This is a genomic window from Coprococcus sp. TF11-13, assembly GCF_003481085.1.
Lineage (GTDB): Bacteria > Bacillota > Clostridia > Lachnospirales > Lachnospiraceae > Coprococcus > Coprococcus aceti.
Genome location: NZ_QUKK01000005.1, coordinates 19,589 through 44,750 on the forward strand (window position 1 = coordinate 19,589; position 25,162 = coordinate 44,750).

The 25,162-nt window shown below is 45.4% G+C and carries 7 protein-coding genes; all 7 read left to right on the plus strand.

The window, feature by feature from the left end; translation table 11 throughout:
* The first annotated feature begins 100 nt into the window (after positions 1 to 100).
* The 7 genes from DXD11_RS09295 to DXD11_RS09325 all read left to right on the plus strand — a co-directional run bounded on the left by DXD11_RS09295 (position 101) and on the right by DXD11_RS09325 (position 25,141).
* Positions 101 to 1,042, plus strand: a complete 942-nt coding sequence (locus DXD11_RS09295) for a hypothetical protein (RefSeq protein ID WP_117549362.1) — start codon at positions 101 to 103, stop codon at positions 1,040 to 1,042.
* Positions 1,043 to 1,067: 25 nt separating this feature from the next.
* The gene (locus DXD11_RS09300; RefSeq protein ID WP_118758259.1) at positions 1,068 to 2,030 is read left to right on the plus strand and encodes a glycosyltransferase family 2 protein; all 963 of its coding nucleotides are present in this window, start codon (positions 1,068 to 1,070) and stop codon (positions 2,028 to 2,030) included.
* A 46-nt stretch (positions 2,031 to 2,076) separates the two neighbouring features.
* Complete coding sequence (gene glyA, locus DXD11_RS09305; protein WP_015533968.1) at positions 2,077 to 3,312, plus strand: serine hydroxymethyltransferase; 1,236 nt, start codon at positions 2,077 to 2,079, stop codon at positions 3,310 to 3,312.
* Positions 3,313 to 3,409: 97 nt separating this feature from the next.
* On the plus strand, positions 3,410 to 4,384 hold the full coding sequence (locus DXD11_RS09310) for an LCP family protein (protein ID WP_158547582.1): 975 nt from the start codon (positions 3,410 to 3,412) through the stop codon (positions 4,382 to 4,384).
* A 7-nt stretch (positions 4,385 to 4,391) separates the two neighbouring features.
* Entirely contained in the window at positions 4,392 to 5,354 is a 963-nt protein-coding gene (gene srtB / locus DXD11_RS09315; RefSeq protein WP_118758260.1) for a class B sortase, read from the plus strand.
* A gap of 104 nt (positions 5,355 to 5,458) precedes the next feature.
* Entirely contained in the window at positions 5,459 to 6,082 is a 624-nt protein-coding gene (locus tag DXD11_RS09320) for a hypothetical protein (RefSeq protein ID WP_117549475.1), read from the plus strand.
* 201 nt (positions 6,083 to 6,283) lie between these two features.
* Positions 6,284 to 25,141, plus strand: coding sequence for a fibronectin type III domain-containing protein (locus DXD11_RS09325; protein ID WP_118758261.1), 18,858 nt, complete (start codon positions 6,284 to 6,286; stop codon positions 25,139 to 25,141).
* Positions 25,142 to 25,162 lie beyond the last annotated feature (21 nt).

Here is a 25,162-nt window from a genome sequence, read left to right on the forward strand (position 1 = left end):
GCCCTTCTCTGTATTCACAAAAAATGAAATTAATGGTATAATTGGCGCTGGTGAAAAATGTTCGGTATATTATTTGAAATTTACATGAGGAGGGCAGGGAGTGAGTACAGAGAATGTCAGCTTAAAAAAGATAGATCTTGGCGATTATGTTTTTCTGGCGAGACCATGTGTGGCTGTTTCGGAGGAGGCTGTGAAGCACTTGGCAGAAAGGGCTGTGCAGGGAAAACTGGAATTTATCGGAGTGTTTGATGACAGAATGGATGACAGTGTCCAGCGGGAAGTGGTTATGAGCCTGGCATCGTCTCCTGAGATATCGATAGCGATACGGCATGTGTGCGCGGGGCTTTACAGCAGAAGCTTTCTGGACACATACTGCGACGGAGTGGAGGCACATCAGCAGGGGCTGTTTCCTGATCTGTATATATTGTGGATGGCATTTGCACATGCTGATAGGGCGATGTTTGCAGCCTGTGACATGTGTGACAGAGTTGAGATAGACACAGTGTGGATAGACGATGTGGATGCGGCGTACACGGTCAATATAACCTACGACCGCATAAAGGATCATCTCATGCAGGACTGGTCTGTGTGGGAGAAATGGAAGGGATATTACACGCTTCAAAGATGGAGATGTTACTATGAGATGCTTCACTGGATGACAGAGGATGCGGGCTGGCAGTTTGCGGAGCGCATGGCTGTGGACTTCCACAGGAGCATGGAGCTTGATGAGCTTGACCAGGAACTGTTCAGCCAGGAGGAGAAGACCGGACTCTATGTCCTTGCAAAGGATCCGGGATTCCTCAAGAGATATTATCTCGGTAAGGCAGTCTACAGTAAGAAGATATTTGACCTTAACAATGAACTGGGACGACGCGCTGAAGAGCTGGACGAGAGTCACAGAGAAGCAGATGGACTCAGAAGAGATATGGAAGCCCAGCGGATCAAATACGAGACATCCACCACGTTCCGTGTGGGCAAGGCTGTGATGTTTGTTCCGGTGACACTGAAGAAGGCTGTAAAGAAGCTTTTGCATAGAAACTAACAGATGAGATGGAGGGGGTGTATCAGTGATTGATGTATCGATTGTGTTGACAGTATACAATGCGGAGAGTTACATAGAGGGATGTCTGGACATGATAACCGGACAGACCCTTAGAAATATACAGATAATATGCGTTGACGATGGATCCACCGATAATTCGGCGCAGATCATAGAACAGTATGCGCAGAAGGATGACAGGATCGTACTTATAAGAGAGAAGAATGCCGGAGCGGGTGCGGCAAGAAACCGCGGAATGCAGGAGGCAACAGGAAAATATATACTGTTTCTCGACTGCGACGATTTCTACGAGCCTGAGATGGTAGAGAAGGCTTTCCGCAGAGCCGAGGAGGAGCAGGCGGAGATAGTCATTTACAAATCAGACCAGTACAACATGGATACTGAGGAGTATGTATATGAGAAGTGGGCCATGATAGAGTGGGCACTTCCACCGTATGAGCCGTTTAACCGCAGACAGATATCCACAAATATATTCAGAGCATTTGTGGGATGGGCGTGGGATAAGCTGTATCTCAGGGAATTTGTGATGAAGAATGATCTGAAATTCCAGGAGCAGAGAACCACAAATGATGCGCTGTTCGTGTTCAGCGCGCTGGTGCTGGCGGAGCGCATATGTACAGTAAGTGAGATACTCATCCACAGAAGAGTGGATACCCGGGATTCGCTGTCCAAGACCAGAGAGAAGTCGTGGGATAACTTCTATCACATGCTGCTGGCACTCAGACAGATGCTGAAGGATCACGGTCTGTACACAGAGATAGAGAAGGACTATATAAATTACGCTCTTCACTTCAGCCTGTGGAACTACAACACGCTGGCGGAGCCGACAAAGACAAAGCTCAGAGAGAAGCTTCTCGGCGAATGGTATGACGAGCTTGGAATATCCGCAAGACCTGAGGAATATTTTTATGATGAGTACGAGTATGGCCAGTACAAGGACATGTTAAATTTTACTGTTGAAAAACAGTGATATATATGAGTATAATAGGAACAAATTTTTGATGGAGGTAAATTCGATGTTCAGTTTTGACGAGATAACAAAGGTAGATCCAGAAGTAGCGGCAGCAATGACAGACGAGTTCAACAGACAGAATAACAATCTGGAGCTCATAGCTTCCGAGAATATAGTATCAAAGGCGGTTATGGCAGCCATGGGCAGCCATCTCACCAACAAGTATGCAGAGGGATATCCTGGTAAGAGATATTACGGTGGATGTCAGTATGTGGATGTTGTTGAGGACCTTGCGAGAGAGAGAGCCAAGGAGCTGTTTGGCTGTGAGTATGTGAATGTACAGCCACACTCAGGAGCACAGGCAAACATGGCAGTATTCTTCGCAATACTTAATCCTGGCGATACATTTATGGGAATGAATCTTGATCACGGCGGACATCTCACCCACGGTTCACCGGTCAACATGTCTGGAAAGTATTTCCACTGCGTGCCATACGGTGTAAACGATGACGGATTTATAGATTATGACAGAGTTCTCGAGATCGCAAAGGAGTGCAAGCCAAAGCTTATCGTAGCAGGAGCTTCAGCATATGCCAGAGCTATTGATTTCAAGAGATTCAGAGAGATCGCTGATGAGGTTGGAGCATATCTTATGGTCGATATGGCTCACATCGCCGGACTTGTGGCAGCAGGACTTCACATGAGCCCAATCCCATATGCCCATGTGACAACAACCACAACGCACAAGACTCTCCGCGGACCTCGTGGTGGTATGATCATGTGCAGCAACGAGATAAATGAGAAGTTCAATTTCAACAAGGCAGTATTCCCTGGAATCCAGGGCGGTCCTCTCATGCATGTGATAGCCGGTAAGGCAGTATGCTTCAAGGAGGCTCTTACACCTGAGTTCAAGGCATATCAGGAGCAGGTTGTCAAGAATGCGGCAGCACTTGCAAAGGCGCTCATGGCAAGAGGCTTTGATATTGTATCAGGCGGAACAGACAATCATCTGATGCTCATGGATCTCAAGAGACTTGGACTTACAGGTAAGGAAGTTGAGAAGCTTCTTGACGAGGTTCATATCACAGCAAACAAGAACACTGTTCCAAACGACCCTAAGTCACCATTTGTAACAAGTGGAATAAGACTTGGTACACCAGCCGTTACCACAAGAGGTGCAAATGAGGCTGACATGGAGATCATAGCAGACGCCATAAAGGCAGCAGTCCTTGACAATGATAAGGCAAAGGCTGAGCAGCTTGTAAAGAGCATTGTAGAGAAGTATCCACTGTATGCATAATCGATAAGAAATATTGATGCATTGCAGTTCGTCAGGCATATAAGATAAGAACAAGGGCGGCACGGAAGTTTCCGTGCCGCTTTTTGAGAACATGAACATGAAAAGTAACAGTAAAGTTAAGAAAAAATTACTCATAGCAGCCGTGGCTGTTCTGGCTATAGTTGTGGCGGTGATCCTGGTATGTGCGGCATATCTTCATGCGGGCAGAAGCTCCCTCAGAGGACAAAGATCCAGGGATGCTGAAATGCTGTATGAAGGTCACAGCTACATGTATGATGAAGACAACATTAATATACTGTGTATCGGTGTGGATGCCAGAGGAGAGGCTGACACCGTGGGACAGGGGGATGCCCTGATACTTGTCACACTCAATGTCAGGGACAAGACGATAAGATGCCTGAATATCAACAGGGATACTCTGGCACCTGTCAAGGTATTTGGTGTTGCGGGCAAATATATCACGACCCAGAATCTTCAGGCAGCACTGGCATTTTCATATGGCAGTGATGTGGCTGACGGTGCGGAACTCACGGAATATACGGTATCAGAACTGCTTGACGGACTTCCGATACATGCATATGTGACGCTTGACTTTGATGGGATCAGCAAGATGAACGAGCTTGTCGGCGGAGTGACGGTGAAAGCCATGGAGGATCTGGACAGAGCAGATATACGCCAGGGCGAGACAGTGACACTGTCGGGGGAGCAGGCGGTATATTATGTGACGGAGCGCAACAGTGCCTCGGAGGATATAGGAACAAATGCCGCCCGTATGGACAGGCAGAAGCAGTACATGTGTGCATGGTGCGGCCTGCTAAAGGAAAAGCTTAAGAGAAATCCCCTGAAGATATGGGATATGTATGAACAGATGTCGGGATATATATCAACAGACATATCCAGAACCGGGATGCTGTATCTGGCGTGGAAATTTGCCGGGGCGGAGTTTACTGATGACGGAATGTATGAGCTCCCGGGTTCATATGAGAGAGAGAATTATTATGATGAATATATTGTTGACGATGCGGCGTTAAAGGAGCAGCTTGTCGAAATGTTCTACAGAGAAGTGGAGTAATGCCTGTATGCAGAACGATGATAGACAGGAAGAATTAGAAAGAAAAATTGCAGAGGCGGTGGCGCTCGCGCAATCCGTTGTCGAGGACAATGAGCGGGAAAGTCACGCAGAAAATGGAAATACCGACAGTCCTGAGACAGAGGCAGTGATGACCGAACCGGGAGGAGAGCGTAAGAAGCTCTTATGGAAGGTAGTCTTGGGGGTATCATCGGTGGTTTTGCTGGTGTGCATCTGCCTGATCGTGAGATATGCGTTTGCACATAACCGGAGCAACCGTGCAAACCGGGCACTCAGGGAGTATGTGGATTATGGAACAGATGGAGCTACGGAGAGCTATGCCTCGTCCAAGCAGGATGCAGGAATTGATGATGTGATATTCCCGCATGTGAAGGTGGACTTTGATGAACTTCAGAAAAAGAATCAGGATATATGTGCGTGGATATACATACCTGGAACAGATGTCGATTATGCGGTACTGCAGGGCAGTGACAACAGCTATTATCTGAGCCATGATGCATATGGGGAGTACAGCCCTGATGGAGCAATCTTCATAGACTCTGCAAATTCCAGAGAATTTTCGGATTTTGATACGGTCATGTATGGACACAACATGTCCAGTGGAACTATGTTCAAGACTCTGCACAATTATGAGGATGAGGAATTCCTCAGAAACAACAGGAATGTGTATGTATACACACCAAACAGTACGCTGCGTTATACGGTGTTTGCTGCATACAGGACAAATGACAGACATATATTCACATACAATGATTTCTCTGACAAAAAAGGCAGACGGTCGTACATAGATGGAATATTTGACGAGAATTTTGATACTGGGGTTGTGCAAAATGACCAAAAAATAGATGTTGACAGCAGACTGCTGACTCTTTCTACATGTTGTGGAATGGATGGAAAAAGATGGATCGTGCAGTCGGTACTCACAGGGGAAATAGAAGCGGAGGCCAGATAAAAAAGGGAGTTTTGCACAATTGACGCTCTCTTTTTATGATGGTATACTTTGGAACAAAGTATGATGTCAGGAGAAGGACATCAGGGAGACAAGGAGTGAAGGTTATGACAACAAGATTGGGGAAGGCAGCTTCATTTAAGAGAAAAGTGGCAGCCTGGCTTGCAGCGGTAGCGATAACATTAGGCTGCGGAACAACAGCATTTGCGAATAACAGCCCGGAGAATGATTATGAGACAGATTCGACACACATTCTCATATCCGAGGCGGATACAACTATAGCGGATATTGACAATCTCATGCTTGGAGATGCACCATCGGAGGTGCTTGGAGATAAATCATTGGATGGATATTCAACTCTTGCAGTGTTCTCAGTTACAGCGGTGAATGATTATGATTATTCTGAGATAGAGACGACAAAGATCAGAGGAGCGGCCATCACCAGTGATATGACAGTTCAGGTGAGATTTCTTCCGGATGACGGAGAATGGACCAAGATCCCATTCAGCGTAGAGAGCGGAGTTCTTCTGGCAGAATTCCCATCGGATGGACAGCTTGCAGTGTTTGTCAAGGATGACATAGATATACCGGATGATGATGATCCTCAGACTGCGGGTGTATCACAGGCAGGAAAGGCACCACAGACAGGAGACAGACTTCCAATATACATATTTACCGGAATCGTAGCGGCGGCACTTGTGGTTGTATCAGTGAGAAAGATAAGAAAATAATATATAGTGTATATAAAAAAAGAACTTTTGCATATATATGTGCAAAAGTTCTTTTTTATGTTTAGAAAGTCAAGTGATTATTTCATAAAGCACATTGAATAACATATTGATTTTTGGTAAAATTGTATATAAATGGGGTTTCCAGAAACTTATACTGGTTATTCCGCAAATGTACATATCAAGAAAGGCAGGGAGTAATTTATGAGAAGAAGTTATGGCAGACGAATGATCGCATTTCTCATGGCATTCATTATGGCATTGTCCGTATTGTTCCAGAGTGATATTGCGATCGGAGGGATTGCGCAGGTGCTGGCGGCACAGTCACAGAATGTGGCGACGGCCAGTGATGCGGAGAAGCAGAGTGATGTGGGGGATTCTGTTGCCACGCTGGCGGCGGATGATGCCATAGATCTGAATGCGGACGGATATTACTGTTATACGACAGCTACATCAGGCAAGACGTATTCAGGGAAAGCGATCACACTCCTGGCATCAGAGCTGGTGGTAAAGAAGATTGGAGATACGACCAACGACACGAAGCTGTCGTCAGATTATTATACTGTAGAGTACAGTAATAATGTTAATGTGGGTACAGCAACTGTTACGGTCAGGGGTAATGCTGATAAAAACTGCAGCGGAACTCTTACATGTACCTTTACTATAAAGGCAAAGAGCATAACCTCGACTGCACTTTTCTATATAGATGGAAAAGAGAAAGCGAACCAGCATAAAAATTGCAAAAATAAAATTTACACATATCAGGCTGGTGGTGTATGGCCGCAGATATATGTAAAGACAGCGAATACATCATCAGGACATTTCCTTACAGAAGGAACTGACTATGTTGTCGATTATTATAACAACGACGAGGAGTCAGAGGTAGTGGAGGATCCTCTTGGGGACGGCCCTAGAGTTGTAGTGTCCGCTGCAAAGAACAGCAATTATAAGATCGGTAGCGACGGTGAGTATTACATATACTACGGAATCAGCGCTGCAAACCTCAGTGATCAGGAGATATCACTGGAGGGTGATACATTTGTATATACAGGAAAACCTATAAAGCCGGCTGTTAAGATACTGGACAAGACCAACAACAAGTATCTGCACAGCATAGACGAGTGGGGTGCAAATGACTATGAGTACAAGGTTGAGTATACCAACAATACAGATGTTGGAACGGCGACTGTCACAATAACAGGAGCACCTACCAGATTCAAGGGAACTGTCACCAAGACTTTCCAGATCGTGGATCAGGGAACTGAGGTATACAGCATAGCAGACGCTGACGTTACGGTGGATGACGACCTTGTATATGACGGAACTGCCAAGACTCCAAGTCCGGTGGTTAAGTATAAGGGCACGACACTTGTCGAGGGCAAGGATTATAAGGTGTCATACTACACCAACAATACAAATGCATCCACATCCACATCTAAGCCATCACTGACTATATCAGGACTTGGTTCATATGTGGGTTCAAAGACGGTGAACTTCACCATCAAGCCTAGGAGCACGGAAAATCTCTCTGTAACATTTGATGATGCAGTGTTCAACACCGCAAACAACATAACGATACAGGTTTCTCCACAGAATATTTCTGTCAAGGATAGGGAACTTGGAACTACACTTAAGTTATCCCAGGATTTCTCATATGACTTCAGTGAGTATTGGAATGCCAAGGATTACAATGTAGGAACACATAAGTTTAATATAGTAGGTATTGGAAATTACACTGGAACTGTTCCATGTGAGTTCCAGATTGTTGCAGCGGATATATCCAAAGCTGTAATAACTGCCGATGACGCCGAGTACACAGGTTCTGAGGTGACCACAACCCTGTCAAAGGTCACATTCAGCAATACGGATCTTGTGGAGGGCGTTGACTACGAGATATCAGGTTATGAGAACAACGTGGAGATCGGAAATTCAGCCAGAGTCATGATCAAGGGTCTCGGCAATTTCCAGGGAACATGTGTAGGTACATTTGCGATAAAGACATCTAAGATCAGCATGAATGATGTGGAATTTTCCACGATATCATCGATGACATATACCGGAGCACAGTTGAAGCCGGATGTGACATTGACATACGACGGCAAGACACTTGTGGAGGGAACCGATTACTCTGTTGCTTACGGCGAGAATATCGTGCCGGGAACCAACAATGGTAAGGTTACATTTACAGGTATGGGAGACTATGCGGGTACTGTGTACAAATCATTTAACATACTTGCAAAGTCATTCTCAGGTGCCGATGTAAAGCTGACTGTGAATAAGTCCAGTTATGAATATACCGGAGAGAACATAAAGCCGGATATAACAATTACATACAACGGAATGACATTGGTTGAGGGAGTTAACTACACCTTCCCGTTCAGCTACAAGGAGACCGGAACATGGACAGTCATTGCCATGTCAGCATCGGTATATTATTCCGGTTCAAAGTCATTCCAGATCACTATAGTTGCTCCGTCAGGTGATATGGGCAAACTCACATATGAGGATATACCTGACCAGTATTATAACGGCGGCGAGGTGAAGCCGGAGCTTACCATTAAGAATGGCAGTTATGTTCTGAAGGAGGGAACAGACTTCACAGTCACCGACAGAAAGAACAATGACAAGGTAGGAACTTCTACTATTACTATAGAAGGAATGGGCTCATACAGCGGAACTAAGGTTCTTGAGTTCAACATTTTACCTAAGCCTCTTGAGGACTGCGATGTCAAAGATATATCCGACAGCCAGTACACAGGAGAGGCATTAGAGCCGGCAGTCACCATCAAGAATGGCAGTGTTGAGCTGGAGCAGGATGTAGACTATACGGTAGAGTACAGCAATAACACGGATGTGACAGATGAGGCCAAGGTCGTAATAAAGGCTGCAAATGATAATTATACAGGCGAGATCGTCAAGTATTTCAAGATAACACCTGTTTCAATCATTTCATCTTCAAGCGGAATGGGAATAACCCAGGCCGACCAGTCACAGATGTACACAGGTATGGCCATCGAACCGGTGATAAATGTAACCAGATACGTTAATGGTGAAATTATCAAGCTGGAGAGAGACAAGGACTATACTGTTGAGTATGCGAATAATATAGAGGTAACAGGTTCAGGAGAGAAGGCTTCGATCACTGTAACCGGTATAGGAAATTACACAGGACAGAAGGTTATACGTTTCGAGATAGAGAAGAGAGCTGTGTATAACTGTCAGATGGATGCTATAGCGGATCAGTTGTGGACAGGCTCAGCTATAACACCTGAGATCAATATATACAACGGTGAGATCAAGCTTGTTGAGAATGAGGATTACACAGTAGAGTATGCAGACAACACGGATGCCGGAAAAGCGTCAGTGACCATAACAGGCTGTGGTGATCATTACACAGGTCAGATTATCAAATACTTCAATATTACTAAGGAATTTATAGACATAAGCACAAGTGACAAGATCACTTTGACGGGACTTGAGGATCAGTCATACAACTTTGGCATGGCGGTCAGACCAAGCTTTACTCTGAGCTATGACGGCGAGGAGATGACAGCCGGATCAAACGGTGATTATACATATACCTTCAAGGACAACTATGAGGTCGGTACCGCAACACTTGTCATAACAGGTGTGGGCAAGTACAAGGGAACAAAGGAATACACGTTCAAGATTGCCAAGTATGACATATCAGGTGATACACTGATCATATCAGGCGACACATTTGAATATAGCGGTACTGCTATCAAGCCATCACTTGTGGCTGTGAAGGTTGGAACCGTCAATAGAATAACATCATTTGATGATTTCAATGTCACATACGGTGAGAATACAAATGTTGGAAATGGAAGTGTGACCATCACTCCAAAGGCGGACAGCAGCTATACAGGAGAGCTCACACAGAAATTTGTAATATACAAGAAGAGTATTACAGGTGCAACAGTTTCAGCTTCAAGTGTGACATACACAGGTAAGGCACAGACTCCTGCGGTGACAGTTACATGCAAGGACGGAATGGCAGTGCCTTCAGGAAGTTATAGCGTTGAGTATGCCAACAATATCAATGTTGGTACAGCTAAGATCACGGTAACAGCTCTGGAGGATGGCAATTTCGATGGAACCGCTACAGGAAGCTTCGAGATAAAGGCTATAGATATTGCCGGAGCCGATGTGGCTGATATAGCTGACCAGACATACACAGGCTCAGCGATAACACCGGATATAACAGTCAGCTACGATGGCACCGAGCTTGTTGAGGGTGAGGACTATGTTGTATCTTCATATGATAATAATGAGAATGTCAGCACGGCTTCAGCTAAGGCGTCGATAACCATAACTGGTAAGGGCGTATACAGCGGAACAAAGAAGATTGAGTTCAATATTGTTTCTGCATCAGTCAGCAAGGCAGTTGTAACAGGCGTTGAGGACAGTGTGGTATACACTGGCGCAGATATAACATTTGCAGGATTGGCAGTTACAGTGTCGGGCAGAAAGCTCACTGCTGCTGACTACACAGTGAAATATACAAATAACAGAAATGCTTCCACAACTGACAGCAAGGCAGAGATACTTATCACAGGTAAGGGCAATTACACCGGTGAGAAGATAGTTCAGTTCGTGATCGAGCAGAAGGATATAGCAGATTGCACAGTTCAGCCGATCAGCGCACAGATCTATACAGGAAAGGCTGTTGAGCCTGAAGTGACTGTCGCTGACGGTGCAAACACTCTTGTAAAGGGAACGGATTATACCGTTGCATACAGCAACAATATCAATGTCACAACAACCGAGTCAAAGGCTGTTGCTGATATAAGTGGAACAGGCAACTATAAGGGATCTGTGAAGGCAACATTTGATATTGCCAAGAAGATCGTCAAGATAACAGATGCGGATGTTGCTGATATAGCAGATCAGACATACCACATGGGAGATAAGATAGAGCCGGCTGCAACAGTCACAGTGGATGGCGTGAAGCTTGACGCTGACTGCTATATGGTAACTTATACAAACAATGTGAATGTCGGAACTGCGACAATGACAGTTACAGGTATCGCTGTACAGGGATATTCAGGAACTGTCGAGAAGACATTCAAGATACTTCCATTGTCTATTGCAAAGGCAGTGGCATCTAAGACTTATTCAGCGGTGTACACACCGGCTGGAACGACATTTACAGTGGAGAGCTTTGACATCACAGTTGATGGCAAGAAGTACACTGTGACGGACATGTCAGATTTCACTGTAACACAGAAAAACCTGATAAATGTTGGAACAGGAACAATAACAGTTACTGCAAAGGCTGACTGTAACTTTACAGGAAGCTTTGATATCGCAGCGACAATAACTGCAGCGAAGATAGAGGAGAGCTGGGCAAGCCTTGAGCAGACAGAGTTCAGCTATACCGGATCTGAGATAACTCCTGAGCCGGTTGTCAGAAGTGGAAATGTCATTCTCAAGAAGGATGTCGACTATACACTCAGCTACGACAGCAATGTGGAGTGTTCCGATAAGGCAAGCGTGATGGTGACAGGTACAGGTAACTATACAGGAGAGGTAAAGCTTCTCTTTACTATCTGTGCGAAGTCGCTCACGGGAGCAAAGGTAAGTGCTCAGGCACAGAGCTATACAGGTAAGCCGCTCACCACGAAGATCACAGTCGTACTTGGAGACGAGACACTTGTGGAGGGCCAGGATTATACAGTAGAGTATGTAGAAGGCGAAGTTACAAATGCAGGAACCGGTAAATTCAAGATCAAAGGCAAGGGCAACTATACCGGAGAGCTTGACGGCACATTTGTCATAAACGCGAGAAGTATAAATGCTGAGGGCATTACGGTTGCAGGTGTGGCAGATAAGACATACACCGGATCTGAGATAACACAGGATATAACAGTTAAGGATGGAGATGCGGTTCTCACAGAGGGAACAGATTACACTATCGACTATGAGAATAATGTCAATGCATCGACCACAGATTCAAAGGCTGCAGTTACAGTCAGAGGTAAGGGTAACTATGACAGCAGTACAACAAGACGTGTAGAATTTACAATTGGACAGAAGGATATAACAGATGCAGAGATAGACGGCGTGGATAGTTCAGTCGTATACACAGGAAAGGCTATTACATTTGATCAGGCTGTGCTCACTGTGGACGGTGTTAAGCTTGTAAATGGTGTGGACTACGAGACTGAATATGTCAACAATCTGAATGTATCTACTGCCAGCAGCAAGGCGAATATCATCTTCAGTGGAAAGGGTAATTATACAGGAAAAGCAAGCTGGACATTCACTATCACAGCAAAGAGCATAGAGGATTGTACAGTCAGTGATATTCCGGGACAGACCTACACAGGAAAGGCACTTACACCTGACATAACAGTCAAGGATGGCAGCAGAACTCTTGTGAAGGGCACGGATTATGATGTCGTATACAGCGACAATATTGAGGTGTCAACAGCAGACAAGCCGGCAAAGGCGGTTGTCACAGGAAAGGGCAACTACACCGGATCTGTACAGAAGACATTTATGATAGCAGAGAGAGTTATAGATATAACACCTGCGGTCATCTCGATAACAGACAAGGGACCATTTGTATATAACTATGGCAAGCAGATCACACCGGCTATATCAGTTACACTGGATGGAGAGGTGCTTCCAGAGAATGCGTATACAGTAAGCTATCAGAGCAATGTGAATGCCGGAAAGGCATACATAATCGTGACAGGAGCCGGAGAGTATCATGGAGTCGTAGAGACATCATTTACTATCGAACAGCTCGATGTGACAGGAGGAGTACTTGAGCTTGAGAAGGATGCTTACGGATATACCGGAAGCGAGATCAAGCCTGTAGTGACAGGAATCACTCTGGCTGGCGGCAGCATAGAGCCTGGCACAGATTTTGACGTGACATACAGCAACAATATAAATGTAGGCAGTGGAGAGATAGCTCTCACAGCCAGAAGCAGTTCAAACTATAAGGGAACAGTTACAGGCAAGTTTGCGATCACTGCGGCAGACATCACAGATGCCCAGCTCACGGTTGCCGATCAGACATACACAGGTGCTGCACTCAAGCCGACAGTGACAGTATATCTGGGACAGACAAAGCTTATAGAGGGAACAGATTACACAGTGGGATATGCTGACAATACCGATGCCGGAACAGCAACGGTTACTGTGAAGGGTATGGGCAACTATGCCGGAACAGTTAAGACGACCTTCAAGATCGCAGCAAGATCCATAAGTGCAGCAAAGATAACTGTTGCAGATCAGGTGTATACTGGAGCTCCGCTTACACCGGAGATAACAGTTACATTAGGTGGAAAGCAGATCGCAGACACCGAGTATGATGTTGACTACAGTGGAAATACCGATAAGGGTACAGCCACAGTGACGATAACAGGTAAGCACAATTACACAGGAACAGCATCAGAGACATTCACTATATCCGCAATGGATATAAGCAAGTGCGTGGTCTCACCTATAGCGTCTGTTGTATACGATGGAACAGCCCACAGTCCAAAGGTTACAGTCAAGAACGGAGAGATAGTTCTGACAGAGGGCAGTGATTATGACGTCACATACAGCGACAATGTAAGTGTTACAACAGACTCAAGAAAGGCAAAGGCAACTATCACAGGCCGTGGAAATTACACAGGTCAGTGTGTGGCTGAGTTTGAGATAACAAAGGCAGACTTTGCAGATGCAGTCATAACAGGAATACCTGAGAGTGTAGAGTATACCGGTGAGAGCATAGTCCTCACAGGATATGAGCTCACACTTGGAGATACAAAACTTGTAGAGAATCAGGATTACGTTGTTGAGTACACTGATAATAAGGAGATCGGAACAGCGACTGTCAGATTCATCGGAGCAGGCAATTACAGCGGTGAGAAGACTGCAGCCTTCAAGATAACAAAGGCAGATATAGCAAACTGCGAAATCAGCCCGATCCAGGGACAGACATGGACAGGTAAGGCCATAGAGCCGGTGCTCACCATAAAGAATGGCAGCGTCACCCTGAAGGCCGGAACAGACTATGAAGTTACATACAGCAACAATATAGACGAGACGGATGAGGCGAAGGCAGAGATCACCGGTATTGGCAACTATACAGGAACTGCTGTAGTCTACTTCTCGATAACAAGAAGCGTTGTGGATATAAACGGCGCTACAGTGTCGGCTATACCGGCGCAGACATATGCATTTGGCAAGGCTGTAACTCCTTCAGTCACTGTTATGTATAACGGAATTACACTGAAAGAGAATACAGATTACACCTTAACATATGAGAACAATATAAATGCTGGAACAGCATATGTGATCATAACCGGAACAAAGTATTACTCCAAGACAAAGAGAGTAAGCTTCGCCATCAACCCTGCGGACATATCAGCAGGCCGTGTGGTTATAGATCAGGGAAGCTTTGTGTACACAGGAAAGAGCCAGAAGCCTGAGGTTACAGGCATAGAGTTTGGAGATGTGATGATAACTGATATGGACAGCTTCGACATAAGCTTTGGCAGCAATGTCAATGTAGGAACAGCGTCCATCAGCGTATCAGCAAAGAGCAACACCAACTACAAGGGCAGCGTGACAGGTGAGTTTGCCATAACAGAGGCAGATCTGTCAGGCGCAGCAGTTGAGGTAGACGATGCGGTATATCAGGGAACACCTCTTACCCCAGCTGTCAGGGTAACACTTGGTACAGTGGTTCTGACAGAGGGCAGGGATTACATTCTGAGCTACAGCAGTAACACAAACGTAGGAAAGGGTACTGTAAAGATTACAGGAAGTGGCAATTATAAGGGAACCGTCAGTGCAGAGTTTGCTATAACAGAGAGAACGATCACTGATGCCGATGTGGAAGTCGCAGATCAGATCTACACAGGTAAGGAGCTCACTCCTGATGTGGAAGTAACACTTGGAGACAAGCTTCTGACAAATGGTGTGGATTACACAGTTACCTATGAGAAGAATGTCAATGTCGGCACGGCAAACGTTATAGTAAAGGGAACCGGCAATTATAAAGACACTATCACAAAGACCTTTAGAATAGCTGCAGCAGACATTTCAAGTGCAGTTGCGTATAAGATCAGTGATCAGACATATACCGGAAGTCCTATCACCCCGGCAGTGACAGTAAGCATGGCTGATGGAACAACACTGAAAGCCGGTGTTGACTATGAGGCTGAATACACAGGAAACACAGATGTTACGACAAAGGATGCACCTGCACAGGTGGTTATCACAGGAAAGGGCAACTATGTAGGAACCCTCAGAACAACATTTGCGATAGTACCTAAGTCACTTACAGGAGTCGCCATCAGCGGATACAGTGAGTCTGTGGCTTACACAGGTGCTGATGTGACATTTGCAGGTATTATAGTTGCCGATGGAAGCGAGATCCTCACAGAGGGAACTGATTACAGGATCACATACACAGGCAACAAGGCAGTCACAACAGAGGATGGTACATACTTTACAGTAACAGGTACAGGCAATTACACCGGAAGCAAGGATGTACACTTTGTGATTACGGCAAAGGATCTCAGGGAATGTGATGTCGAGGAGATTGAAAGCCAGATATACACAGGAAAGGCCATAGAGCCGGAAGTAACGATAAGAAATGGTAATGTTCTTCTTGTGAGCGGCGTTGACTATGATGTCACATATGAGTCGAATATAAAAGAGACTACAGAGACAACAAAGGCTAAGGCTATAATCACAGGAAAGGGCAACTACACAGGAAAGGTAACGAAGGAATTCGTTATAGGAAGAGTATTTACAGATATATCAAAGGCTGAGATAGAGGCTATTCCGGATCAGACATATACGTTCGGACAGGCCATAACCCCTGAAGTCAAGGTAAGCTTTGGAGGAAAGGCACTCACACTTAACACCGACTATACAGTGACTTATACCGATAATATTGATGCGGGAACTGCAACTGTAAAGATCATAGGTACAGGTGATTACAACAAGTCAGTTACAAAGACATTTGTCATAAAGCCGGCAGATATATCAAAGGCGTCAGTAGTTCTCAGGGGAACATCATTCACCTACACAGGTGAGGCGATTACACCTGCAGTGACAAGACTTAGCGTTCCTAATGGTGGTGTGACAGAGAGTATCACAGATCTCTCTTCATTCGCTGTGGAATACAGTGACAACACAGATGCCGGGACGGCAAAGGTTACTGTAAGTGCAGGAAAGGATACGAACTACACCGGAACTGCATCAACCACATTTACTATCACAAGAAAGAGCATAAGCGGTGCGGTCGTGAGCGTGGCAGATGCTGAGTACACCGGATCAGAGGTTATACCGGATGTAAAGGTAACTCTGGGAGATAAGGTGCTGACAGCAGGCGTGGATTACACGGTATCGGCTGAAAACAATGTAGAGGCAGGAGAGGACGCTCTGTTAAAGATCACCGGATGCGGTAACTATGAGGGCGTACTGAGCCAGACATTTGAGATCAGTGCAAAGAGCATAGACGGCGGAAAGTGCAGCATACCGGCTCAGGTATATATAGGATCTGCGCTGACACCTGATGTAGTTCTTGAGGTTGGAGGCAAGACTCTGACCAAGGGTGAGGACTACACAGTTACATACGCAGACAACATAGATGTCACAACGGCTGAGAAGAAGGCATCAGCGATCATCAAGGCCATGGGCAACTACACAGGAAAGCTCACAGTTTACTTTGACATCACGGCAAAGACTCTTACAGCAGCCGATGTTGACAGCATTGATGCTCAGGAATACACCGGCAAGGCGATAGAGCCAGTGGTGGTCGTAAGAAACGGAGACACAGTTCTTGTTGCGGGAAGAGATTACGATGTAACATACAGCAACAATACAGACAAGACTACAGAGGCGAGAGCAGTAGTCAAAGGTAAGGGTAACTATCAGGGAACCGTTACAAAGCTGTTTGAGATATGCGGAGCAAGCATAGCACCGGCGGTTGTGACAGGAATACCTGAGAGCGCAGAATATACAGGTGACAGCATAACCTTTAAGGACATAACAGTTGTGATGAATGGAAAGACACTTGTATATGGAACAGATTACACAGTAAGTTATGAGAACAATGTCAATGCAACCACTGAGGACAGCATGGCATACGTTATCATAAAGGGTAACGACAACTACGGTGGACAGATAAGAACAGCCTTCAGCATAACCCCAAGAAGTCTTGAGAAGTGCAAGGTCGATGCCATCGGAGGACAGACATATACAGGCAGGGAGATCACCCCTGAGGTTACAGTAAGAGATGGATCAAAGGTACTCGAAAATGGAAGAGACTACACGGTATCTTACAGTGACAATATCGAGGTGGGCAAGAATGCCAAGGCAGTTATAGAAGGTAAGGGCAACTACACCGGACAGCTTACAGCAGAGTTCACCATCGCAAAGGAAGTGCTCGACATTTCAAATGCGGTGATAAGTGATATCGCAGATCAGTATTACAACTTCGGTGAGGAGCTCACACCTGCACTCAGTGTAAATCTTGGAGGAAGAAAGCTTACAGAGAATGTTGATTACAGCGTAACCTACACTGATAACATTGAGGCCGGTACGGCTACAGCTACAGTGAAGGGAATCGACCAGAATAAGGGCGAGGTAAGTAAGACATTCAAGATCCTTCCTATAGATATAACAACTGCAGAGATCGCACTTGTGAAGGATTCATATGGTTTCACAGGAGATGCGGTAACAGCAGATGTAGAATCGATAACAGTCATAAGAAATGGAGTTAAGAAGGTACTCACAGATCTCGCAGGATTTGATATCACATGTACAGACAATGTAAATGTCGGTACGGCTACAGTTAAGATCGCCGCAGGCGAAGGCCAGAGCTATACAGGAAGCACAAGCACATCCTTCAGGATCGTTGCAGCTTCAATAGAGCAGGCAGAGGTCAGCGTTGACAGTGCAGTATATACGGGAAGCGCAATCACTCCTGTATGCAGAGTAGTTCTCGGAGGAAAGACTCTTGCAGAGGGCGTTGACTACAAGGTAACAGTTTCAGGCAATGTGAATGTTACTGACAATGCACTGGTTACTATAGAGGGAACCGGAAATTACACCGGAAAGCTCTCACAGAAGTTCAGCATAACTCCTAAGAGGATATCACAGGCTGAGGTAAAGGCCGATGATGCTGAATACACAGGAAGCGCAGTTACGACAACAATCAGTGTAGTCCTTGATGGAAAGACTCTTGTTCAGGGAACTGACTATAAGCTCAGCTACAGCGACAATGTGAATGTCACATCTGACACAGCAAAGGCTGTTGTGACAGTGACAGGAACAGGCAACTACACAGGAACAGTCCAGGGAGAGTTCTCTATAACTCCTATGGATATATCAAAGCTAGACATACCGGAGATACCAGATCAGACATACGGCGGTCAGGCAGTAAAACCTGAACTGAGAATTGTAAATGGCAACAATGTCCTCTCAGAGGGCACTGATTACACAGTGGCATACGAGAACAACGATTCGGTTACAGACAAGGCCAGCGCTATTATCTCAGGTAGAGGAAGCTATAAGGGATCAGTGACCAGAACATTTGCTATAAAGGCATACAGCATAGATAATGCAGAGATAAGTGGAATCCAGGATGCGGTAGTATTTACAGGAGATGCCATTGAATTTGCAGATATAGCAGTTGTAGTAAACGGCAGGACACTTGTGAACGATACGGACTACACAGTAAGCTACGAGAACAACCTGAACGTTACAGATGAGAAGAATCCTGCATATGTGATCATAAAGGGCACAGGAAACTACGGCGGACAGGTTAGAACAGCATTTGCCATAACAGCTAAGAATATCGGCAGATGCAGCATTGATCCGATTGGCGGACAGATATACACAGGTAAGGCGGTTGAGCCTGAGATCACAGTCAGAGATGGCGCAAGGATACTGGAGGCCGGAAAGGATTATGACATTACTTACAGCAACAACACAGATGTGACAGACAGTGCTGAGGTCACCATAACAGGTAAGGGCAACTACAGAGGCAGCAACAGTGCGGTATTCACCATCGCACAGGAGGTTGTGGATATATCAAAGGCTGTAATGAGCAAGGTCGATGACCAGTATTACAACTTTGGAAATGCCATAAGACCAGAGGTTACACTTACATATGGCGGCAAGACATTGACACAGGATGTGGACTACGAGCTTGTATACATCGACAATATCAATGAAGGTACGGCGACGATACAGGCAAATGGTATCAACAAGAACACAGGCTCGGTGAGCACAACATTTGCCATAAAGCCAGTAGATATAACAACTGCTGAGGTTGTACTTGAGAATGACTCATTTGAGTACACGGGATCAGAGATCAGACCTGCAGTTAAGATGATAACAGTAAGCAGGGATGGCAAGGCGACGGCAGTGACATCTATGACAGCATTTGATGTGACATACACGGACAATACAAATGTCGGAACTGCTGGTGCGGTTATAAAGGCAGCAAAGGGAAGCGGATTTACAGGATCTGTGACAAAGAAGTTTGAGATCACAGAGGTGGATATCGCACAGGCTGTAGTTGATGTGGAAGACCATGTGTACACAGGAAGTGCAGTAAAGCCTGCATACACAGTGACACTTGATGGCAAGAAACTCACTGCGGGAACAGATTTTAATGTGGTGTTCAGCAACAATGTAAATGTTGGAACAGCAGCCATCCTCACAGTGACCGGTACAGGAAACTACAAGGGAACAGTTGTCGCATACTTTGCGATAACTGCAAAGGATCTGAGCAAGGCAGATGTGAATGTCCAGTCATCAGTTTACACTGGAAAGCCACTTACACCGGCTGTGACAGTAACTCTCGATGATGAGATATTAAATGCAGACATTGATTATGTTGTTTCTTACAGCAACAATGTAAACGCTACGACAGCAAAGTCAAAGGCGACTGTGACCGTCAAGGGAACAGGAAACTATCAGGGCACTGTGACTGCAACATTCGACATTGAGCCAAAGGCGATCGATGAGGCGAAGATCAATGATATACTGGATCAGATGTACAGCGGCAGTGAGATCAGACCGGATGCAAAGGTGACACTCGATGGAGTACAGCTTGTTGCGGGAACGGACTACACTGTGACATATGAGAACAACATAGAGGTTTCAGATTCAGCCAAGCTTATCGTAACCGGTAAGGGCAATTACAAGGGAACTGTAGAGAAGAACTTCAGTATAAAGAGTCTCACTCTTGAGGATGCAGAGGTATCAGGTATACCAGCCGGCACAGAATACACAGGAAAGGCCATAACATTTGGCGAGATCGTTGTGACACTGGGCGGAAAGAAACTGTCCGAGGATGAGGATTACACAGTAGAGTATAAGAACAATGTAAACGTGACAGACAGTGCGGAGGTTGTGATAACAGGTATCGGCAATTACAGCGGAGAGCTGAGCAGAACATTCAAGATCACAGCTAAGGACATAAGCAAGTGTAGCGTCGATGCGATTGGCGGACAGGTATACACAGGAAAGGCTGTAACACCTGAGGTCACAGTGAGAGACGGAGCACAGGCTCTCGTGTCTGGAACAGATTACAAGACAGAGTACAGCAACAACATAAATGAGACAACGGCCAGCTCGAAGGCTGAGATCAAGATCACAGGATCTGGTAACTACACAGGAAGCATAACAGTGAACTTCACGATATCTAAGAATCTTGTGGATATATCCAAGGCTGTGATAAGCAAGATCAGTGATCAGCTTTACAACTTCGGCCAGCCGCTCACACCGGATGTGACAGTTACATTTGGTGGAAAGACACTTGTATACGGCGAGGATTACGCACTCGTATATGTGGACAACATCGATGAGGGTGTGGCAACCGTAACAGTTAGAGGTATCAATTCAAATACCGGATCTTTATCGGCTAAGTTTAACATCAATCCCGTCGATATAAGTGATGGACAGATAGCTCTTGATGCATCCGAGTATATGTATACAGGAACAGCAGTAAAACCGGTGATCAATTCATTTACAGTGAAGAGAGCTGGAAAGACAGTGACAGTTACTGATTTTGACAACCTTGAGATCAGCTACTCGTCAAATACAAATGTTGGAACAGGTAAGGTTACTATAAAGGCACTTGAGGGTGAAGGCTTCACAGGAAGTGTCAGCAAGACATTTGCAATAGTAGGTGCTTCAGTCGACAATGCTTCAGTAAAGGTTGTAAACGGAGTTTATACGGGTGAAGCTGTAACTCCGGATCACACAGTTACACTCGGAGGCAGGACACTTGTTGAGGGACGCGACTACAGAGCAGACTACAGCAACAATGTGAACGTGACAGACAGTGCAGTGCTCACCATCACAGGTATGGGTAACTACAATGGAAGCACCACAGCAAGATTTAAGATAAGTGCCAGAAATCTTGCAGATGCAGACATTACGGTGGCATCGGCAAGATACACAGGAGATCCACTTACACCTGCAGTTACAGTTTCACTTGGCGGAACAGCTCTTGTGGAGGACAGAGACTTTACAGTTTCATACAGTGACAATGTGAATGTCACAACAGACACAGATAAGGCAGGCGTTACCATCACAGGTATAGGCAACTACACTGGAACGGCGGTTGAGAAATTCGATATCGCGGCCAGAGACATATCTCTTGCAGAGATAAAGGACATCGACAGACAGAATTATACCGGTAATGCGGTTACACCAAAGCTCACGGTTGTTGACGGACAGAGAGAGCTTGTGGCAGGCAGGGATTACACCGTAAGCTACAAGAACAATGTCGAGGTGACAACGGCAGCAGTTGCGGTGATAACAGGAAAGGGCAATTATTCAGGAGCTGCCAGCAAGCTGTTTGCTATTGGCGGTGCTGATATTGCAGATGCAGATATAACAGGTATAAAAGACAGCGTAACCTACACAGGAAAGGCAATAACATTTGCCGGACTTAAGGTAACATACGGCGACGATGTACTTGTGGCAGGAAGAGACTACACTGTATCATACAGTGGAAATAAGAACGTGACGGACAAGGCAAGTGTTACCATCACAGGTATTGGCAACTACACAGGAAGTGTTAACAGATACTTTGCTATAACAAGAAGAAATCTTGCAGACTGTCATGTGAGCGAGATCGAGGGTCAGATTTACACAGGCAAGAAGATAGAGCCGGAGCTCACAATTACATATGGAGATCTGGTGCTTGTAGAGGGTGTTGACTACGAGATCGAGTACAGCAATAATATTGAGCCTACAGCAGGCGGACAGCCGGCAAAGGCAATAGTAACAGGTAAGAGAAGCTACACAGGAACTGTGGAGAGAGAATTTACCATTACAAAGGATCCTGTAAATATAAGCGGAGCCAAGATCAGTGCAATACCTGATCAGGAGTTTGCAAAGAAGAATATCACACCTGCGGTAAATGTTACATACGGTGGCAAGACGCTTGTACAGGGAACTGATTACAAGGTTTCATACATCAATAACTATAATGTTGGAACTGCCACAGTGACGATCACAGGATATGGAGACTACGTAAGTTCTAAGACGGCAACTTTCGAGATCGTCAAGAGAGACGTAACAGGTTATGTAGCAGAGCTTTCAAAGAGCAGCATGACATACACCGGAAAGACACTCACTCCATCAGTTACAGCTATTAACAGCAGTGACGGAGCATTTGTGCTTGACGATGAAGATATCGCGGGCTTCATAGTGAGATATGCTTCAAATGTAAACGTTGGAACAGCAACGGTTACAGCTACAGCAGGAAGCCGGTCTAACTACACAGGAAGTGTGACAGCAACATTTGCCATAACAGCGGCATCAATCGATAATGCAGTAGTTGTGGCAGAGGATACGGAATACACAGGAAAGCCGGTAACTCCAGCCGTTACAGTGACAGTCAACGGTGTTGTGTTATCAGCAGCGGATTACACAGTGGCTTACAGTAACAACACTGAGGTCGGAACCGCAGAGGTAAGCATAACAGGAAAGGGCAACTACACCGGAGAGACAACAGGTACATTTGAGATAACAGCAAGAAGTATCAAGAACTGTACAGTTGAGTGCAGCACATCGATCGAGTACACAGGAAACCAGCTCATACCTGTTGTAAAGGTAAAGAATGGTGATGTGGAGCTGACAGAGGGAGTTGACTACATACTCAGCTTCGATATGAACACAGATGTGACAGGACGCGCAAAGGTGGTTGTGACCGGTAAGGGCAACTACAAGGATTCAGTGACAAGATACTTTGCAATTACAAAGAAGAGTATCGCTGGAGCTGAGATCAAGGGTATTACAGGAAAGGTATTCACAGGTAATGCAATAACACAGGATATTGAAGTTGAACTGGATGGACAGAAGCTCAGCCAGGGAACGGACTATACTGTGAAGTACGAGAACAATGTTCATGTAGGAACAGCAGTCATAACAATAACAGGTGCAGGCAACTACACAGATTCTGTAAAGAAGAGCTTTGTGATAAGCAAGGCAGATATAAGCAACACGGCTGTTATAAACGGAATTGAGTCCGAGGTTATATACAAGGGCACAGCATTTAAGTTTGATAATGTCACGATAACATGGGGAACAAATGTGCTGAAGGAAGGCAGAGATTACACGATCACATACCAGAACAACAGCGGAATCACCATGACGAGAACAAGTAAGGCTTCAGTCACTGTGAAGTTCGTGGGCGACTACAAGGGAAGCGTTACAAAGCAGTTCAGGATCAAGGCATTTGACATATCAAAGGCAACCGTATCAGCGATAGCAGACAAGACCTACACAGGATCAGCGATCAAGCCGGCGGTTACAGTTAAGATCGGCAGTACAGTGATAAATCCAAAGGAGTACACGGTTGAGTACAGCAACAACGTGAAGCCGGGTGTTGCAAGTGTTACGATCACAGGACTTAACAACTTCTACGGAACAAAGAAGGTTACATTCAACATCCTTCCTGCAAAGGTGAAGAACCTTGCGGCAAGCGGTGAGACAACAACATCACTGAAGCTATCATGGAGCAGCAGTGCATATGCCCAGGGATATGAGGTGTACAGATATGATACAGGTAAGAAGACATATGTGAAGGTTGCAACAGTGACGGGCACAAGCAGAAATATCACAGGTCTGGCAGCGGGAACTGATTACAAGTTTGCGGTATCAGCATATGTGAAGTCGTCAGGCAAGACACTGTATAGCGAGAAGACAGTCATAAATGCAGCAACAAAGCCAGCTAAGGTTTCAGGTATTTCATTCAGCAGCAGGGCAGAGAAGTCGATAGCGCTCAAGTGGAATACAGTTAAGGGAGCTACAGGCTACAAGGTATACAGACTTGTAGCAAAGGACAATTACAAATATCTTGGTTCGACATCAAAGACAGCTTATAATGTAAACGGTCTGACTGGAAGTACAGCTTACACATTCAAGGTAGTTGCATACAAGAAGGTTGGCAGCAAGGAGCTCGTTGGTGAGGATGCTACAGCAAGGATCATGACAACGCCATCGGCAGTCAAGAATCTTAAGATCAGTGCCAGAAGCAATGCATCAATAACGATGAAATGGAGCAAGGTAAACAACGCTGATGGATACATAGTTTACAGATACCGCGGCAACAGAGCAGTCAAGATCAAGACCATCACAAGCAAGTCAAAGGTCGTATTTGTAAGCTCAAAGCTCAGTGCCGGAACAACGTATAAGTACAGAGTTGTGGCATACAAGAAGGATGGAAAGGCGATCGTAGAGAATGCCGGAACATATGTATCAGGATTTACACTTCCTGCAACACCTGTTGTATCAGCGAAGGCCGGAGTCAAGCAGGCGAAAATTGCATGGAAGAGAGCCAAGGGAGCAACAGGTTACATCGTATACATGTCAACATCAAAGCGTGGCACGTATAAGGCTGTTGCAACCATAAGAAAGGCAGGAACTACTTCATACACCAAGAAAGGCCTGAAGAAAGGCAAGACATATTACTTCAAGGTGCGTGCATTTAACAAGTCAGGTAAGACAACATATAAGAGTTCATACTCAACAGTAAAGAAGATCGTTGTCAAATAGTGACTGACAGTTAGATAAGGG

Bases quoted from the DNA above. Each gene is read 5' to 3' on its own strand.
- glyA (WP_015533968.1), top strand. From the start codon at position 2,077: ATGTTCAGTTTTGACGAGATAACAAAGGTAGATCCAGAAGTAGCGGCA.
- DXD11_RS09310 (WP_158547582.1), top strand. From the start codon at position 3,410: ATGAAAAGTAACAGTAAAGTTAAGAAAAAATTACTCATAGCAGCCGTG.
- srtB (WP_118758260.1), top strand. From the start codon at position 4,392: ATGCAGAACGATGATAGACAGGAAGAATTAGAAAGAAAAATTGCAGAG.
- DXD11_RS09320 (WP_117549475.1), top strand. From the start codon at position 5,459: ATGACAACAAGATTGGGGAAGGCAGCTTCATTTAAGAGAAAAGTGGCA.
- DXD11_RS09325 (WP_118758261.1), top strand. From the start codon at position 6,284: ATGAGAAGAAGTTATGGCAGACGAATGATCGCATTTCTCATGGCATTC.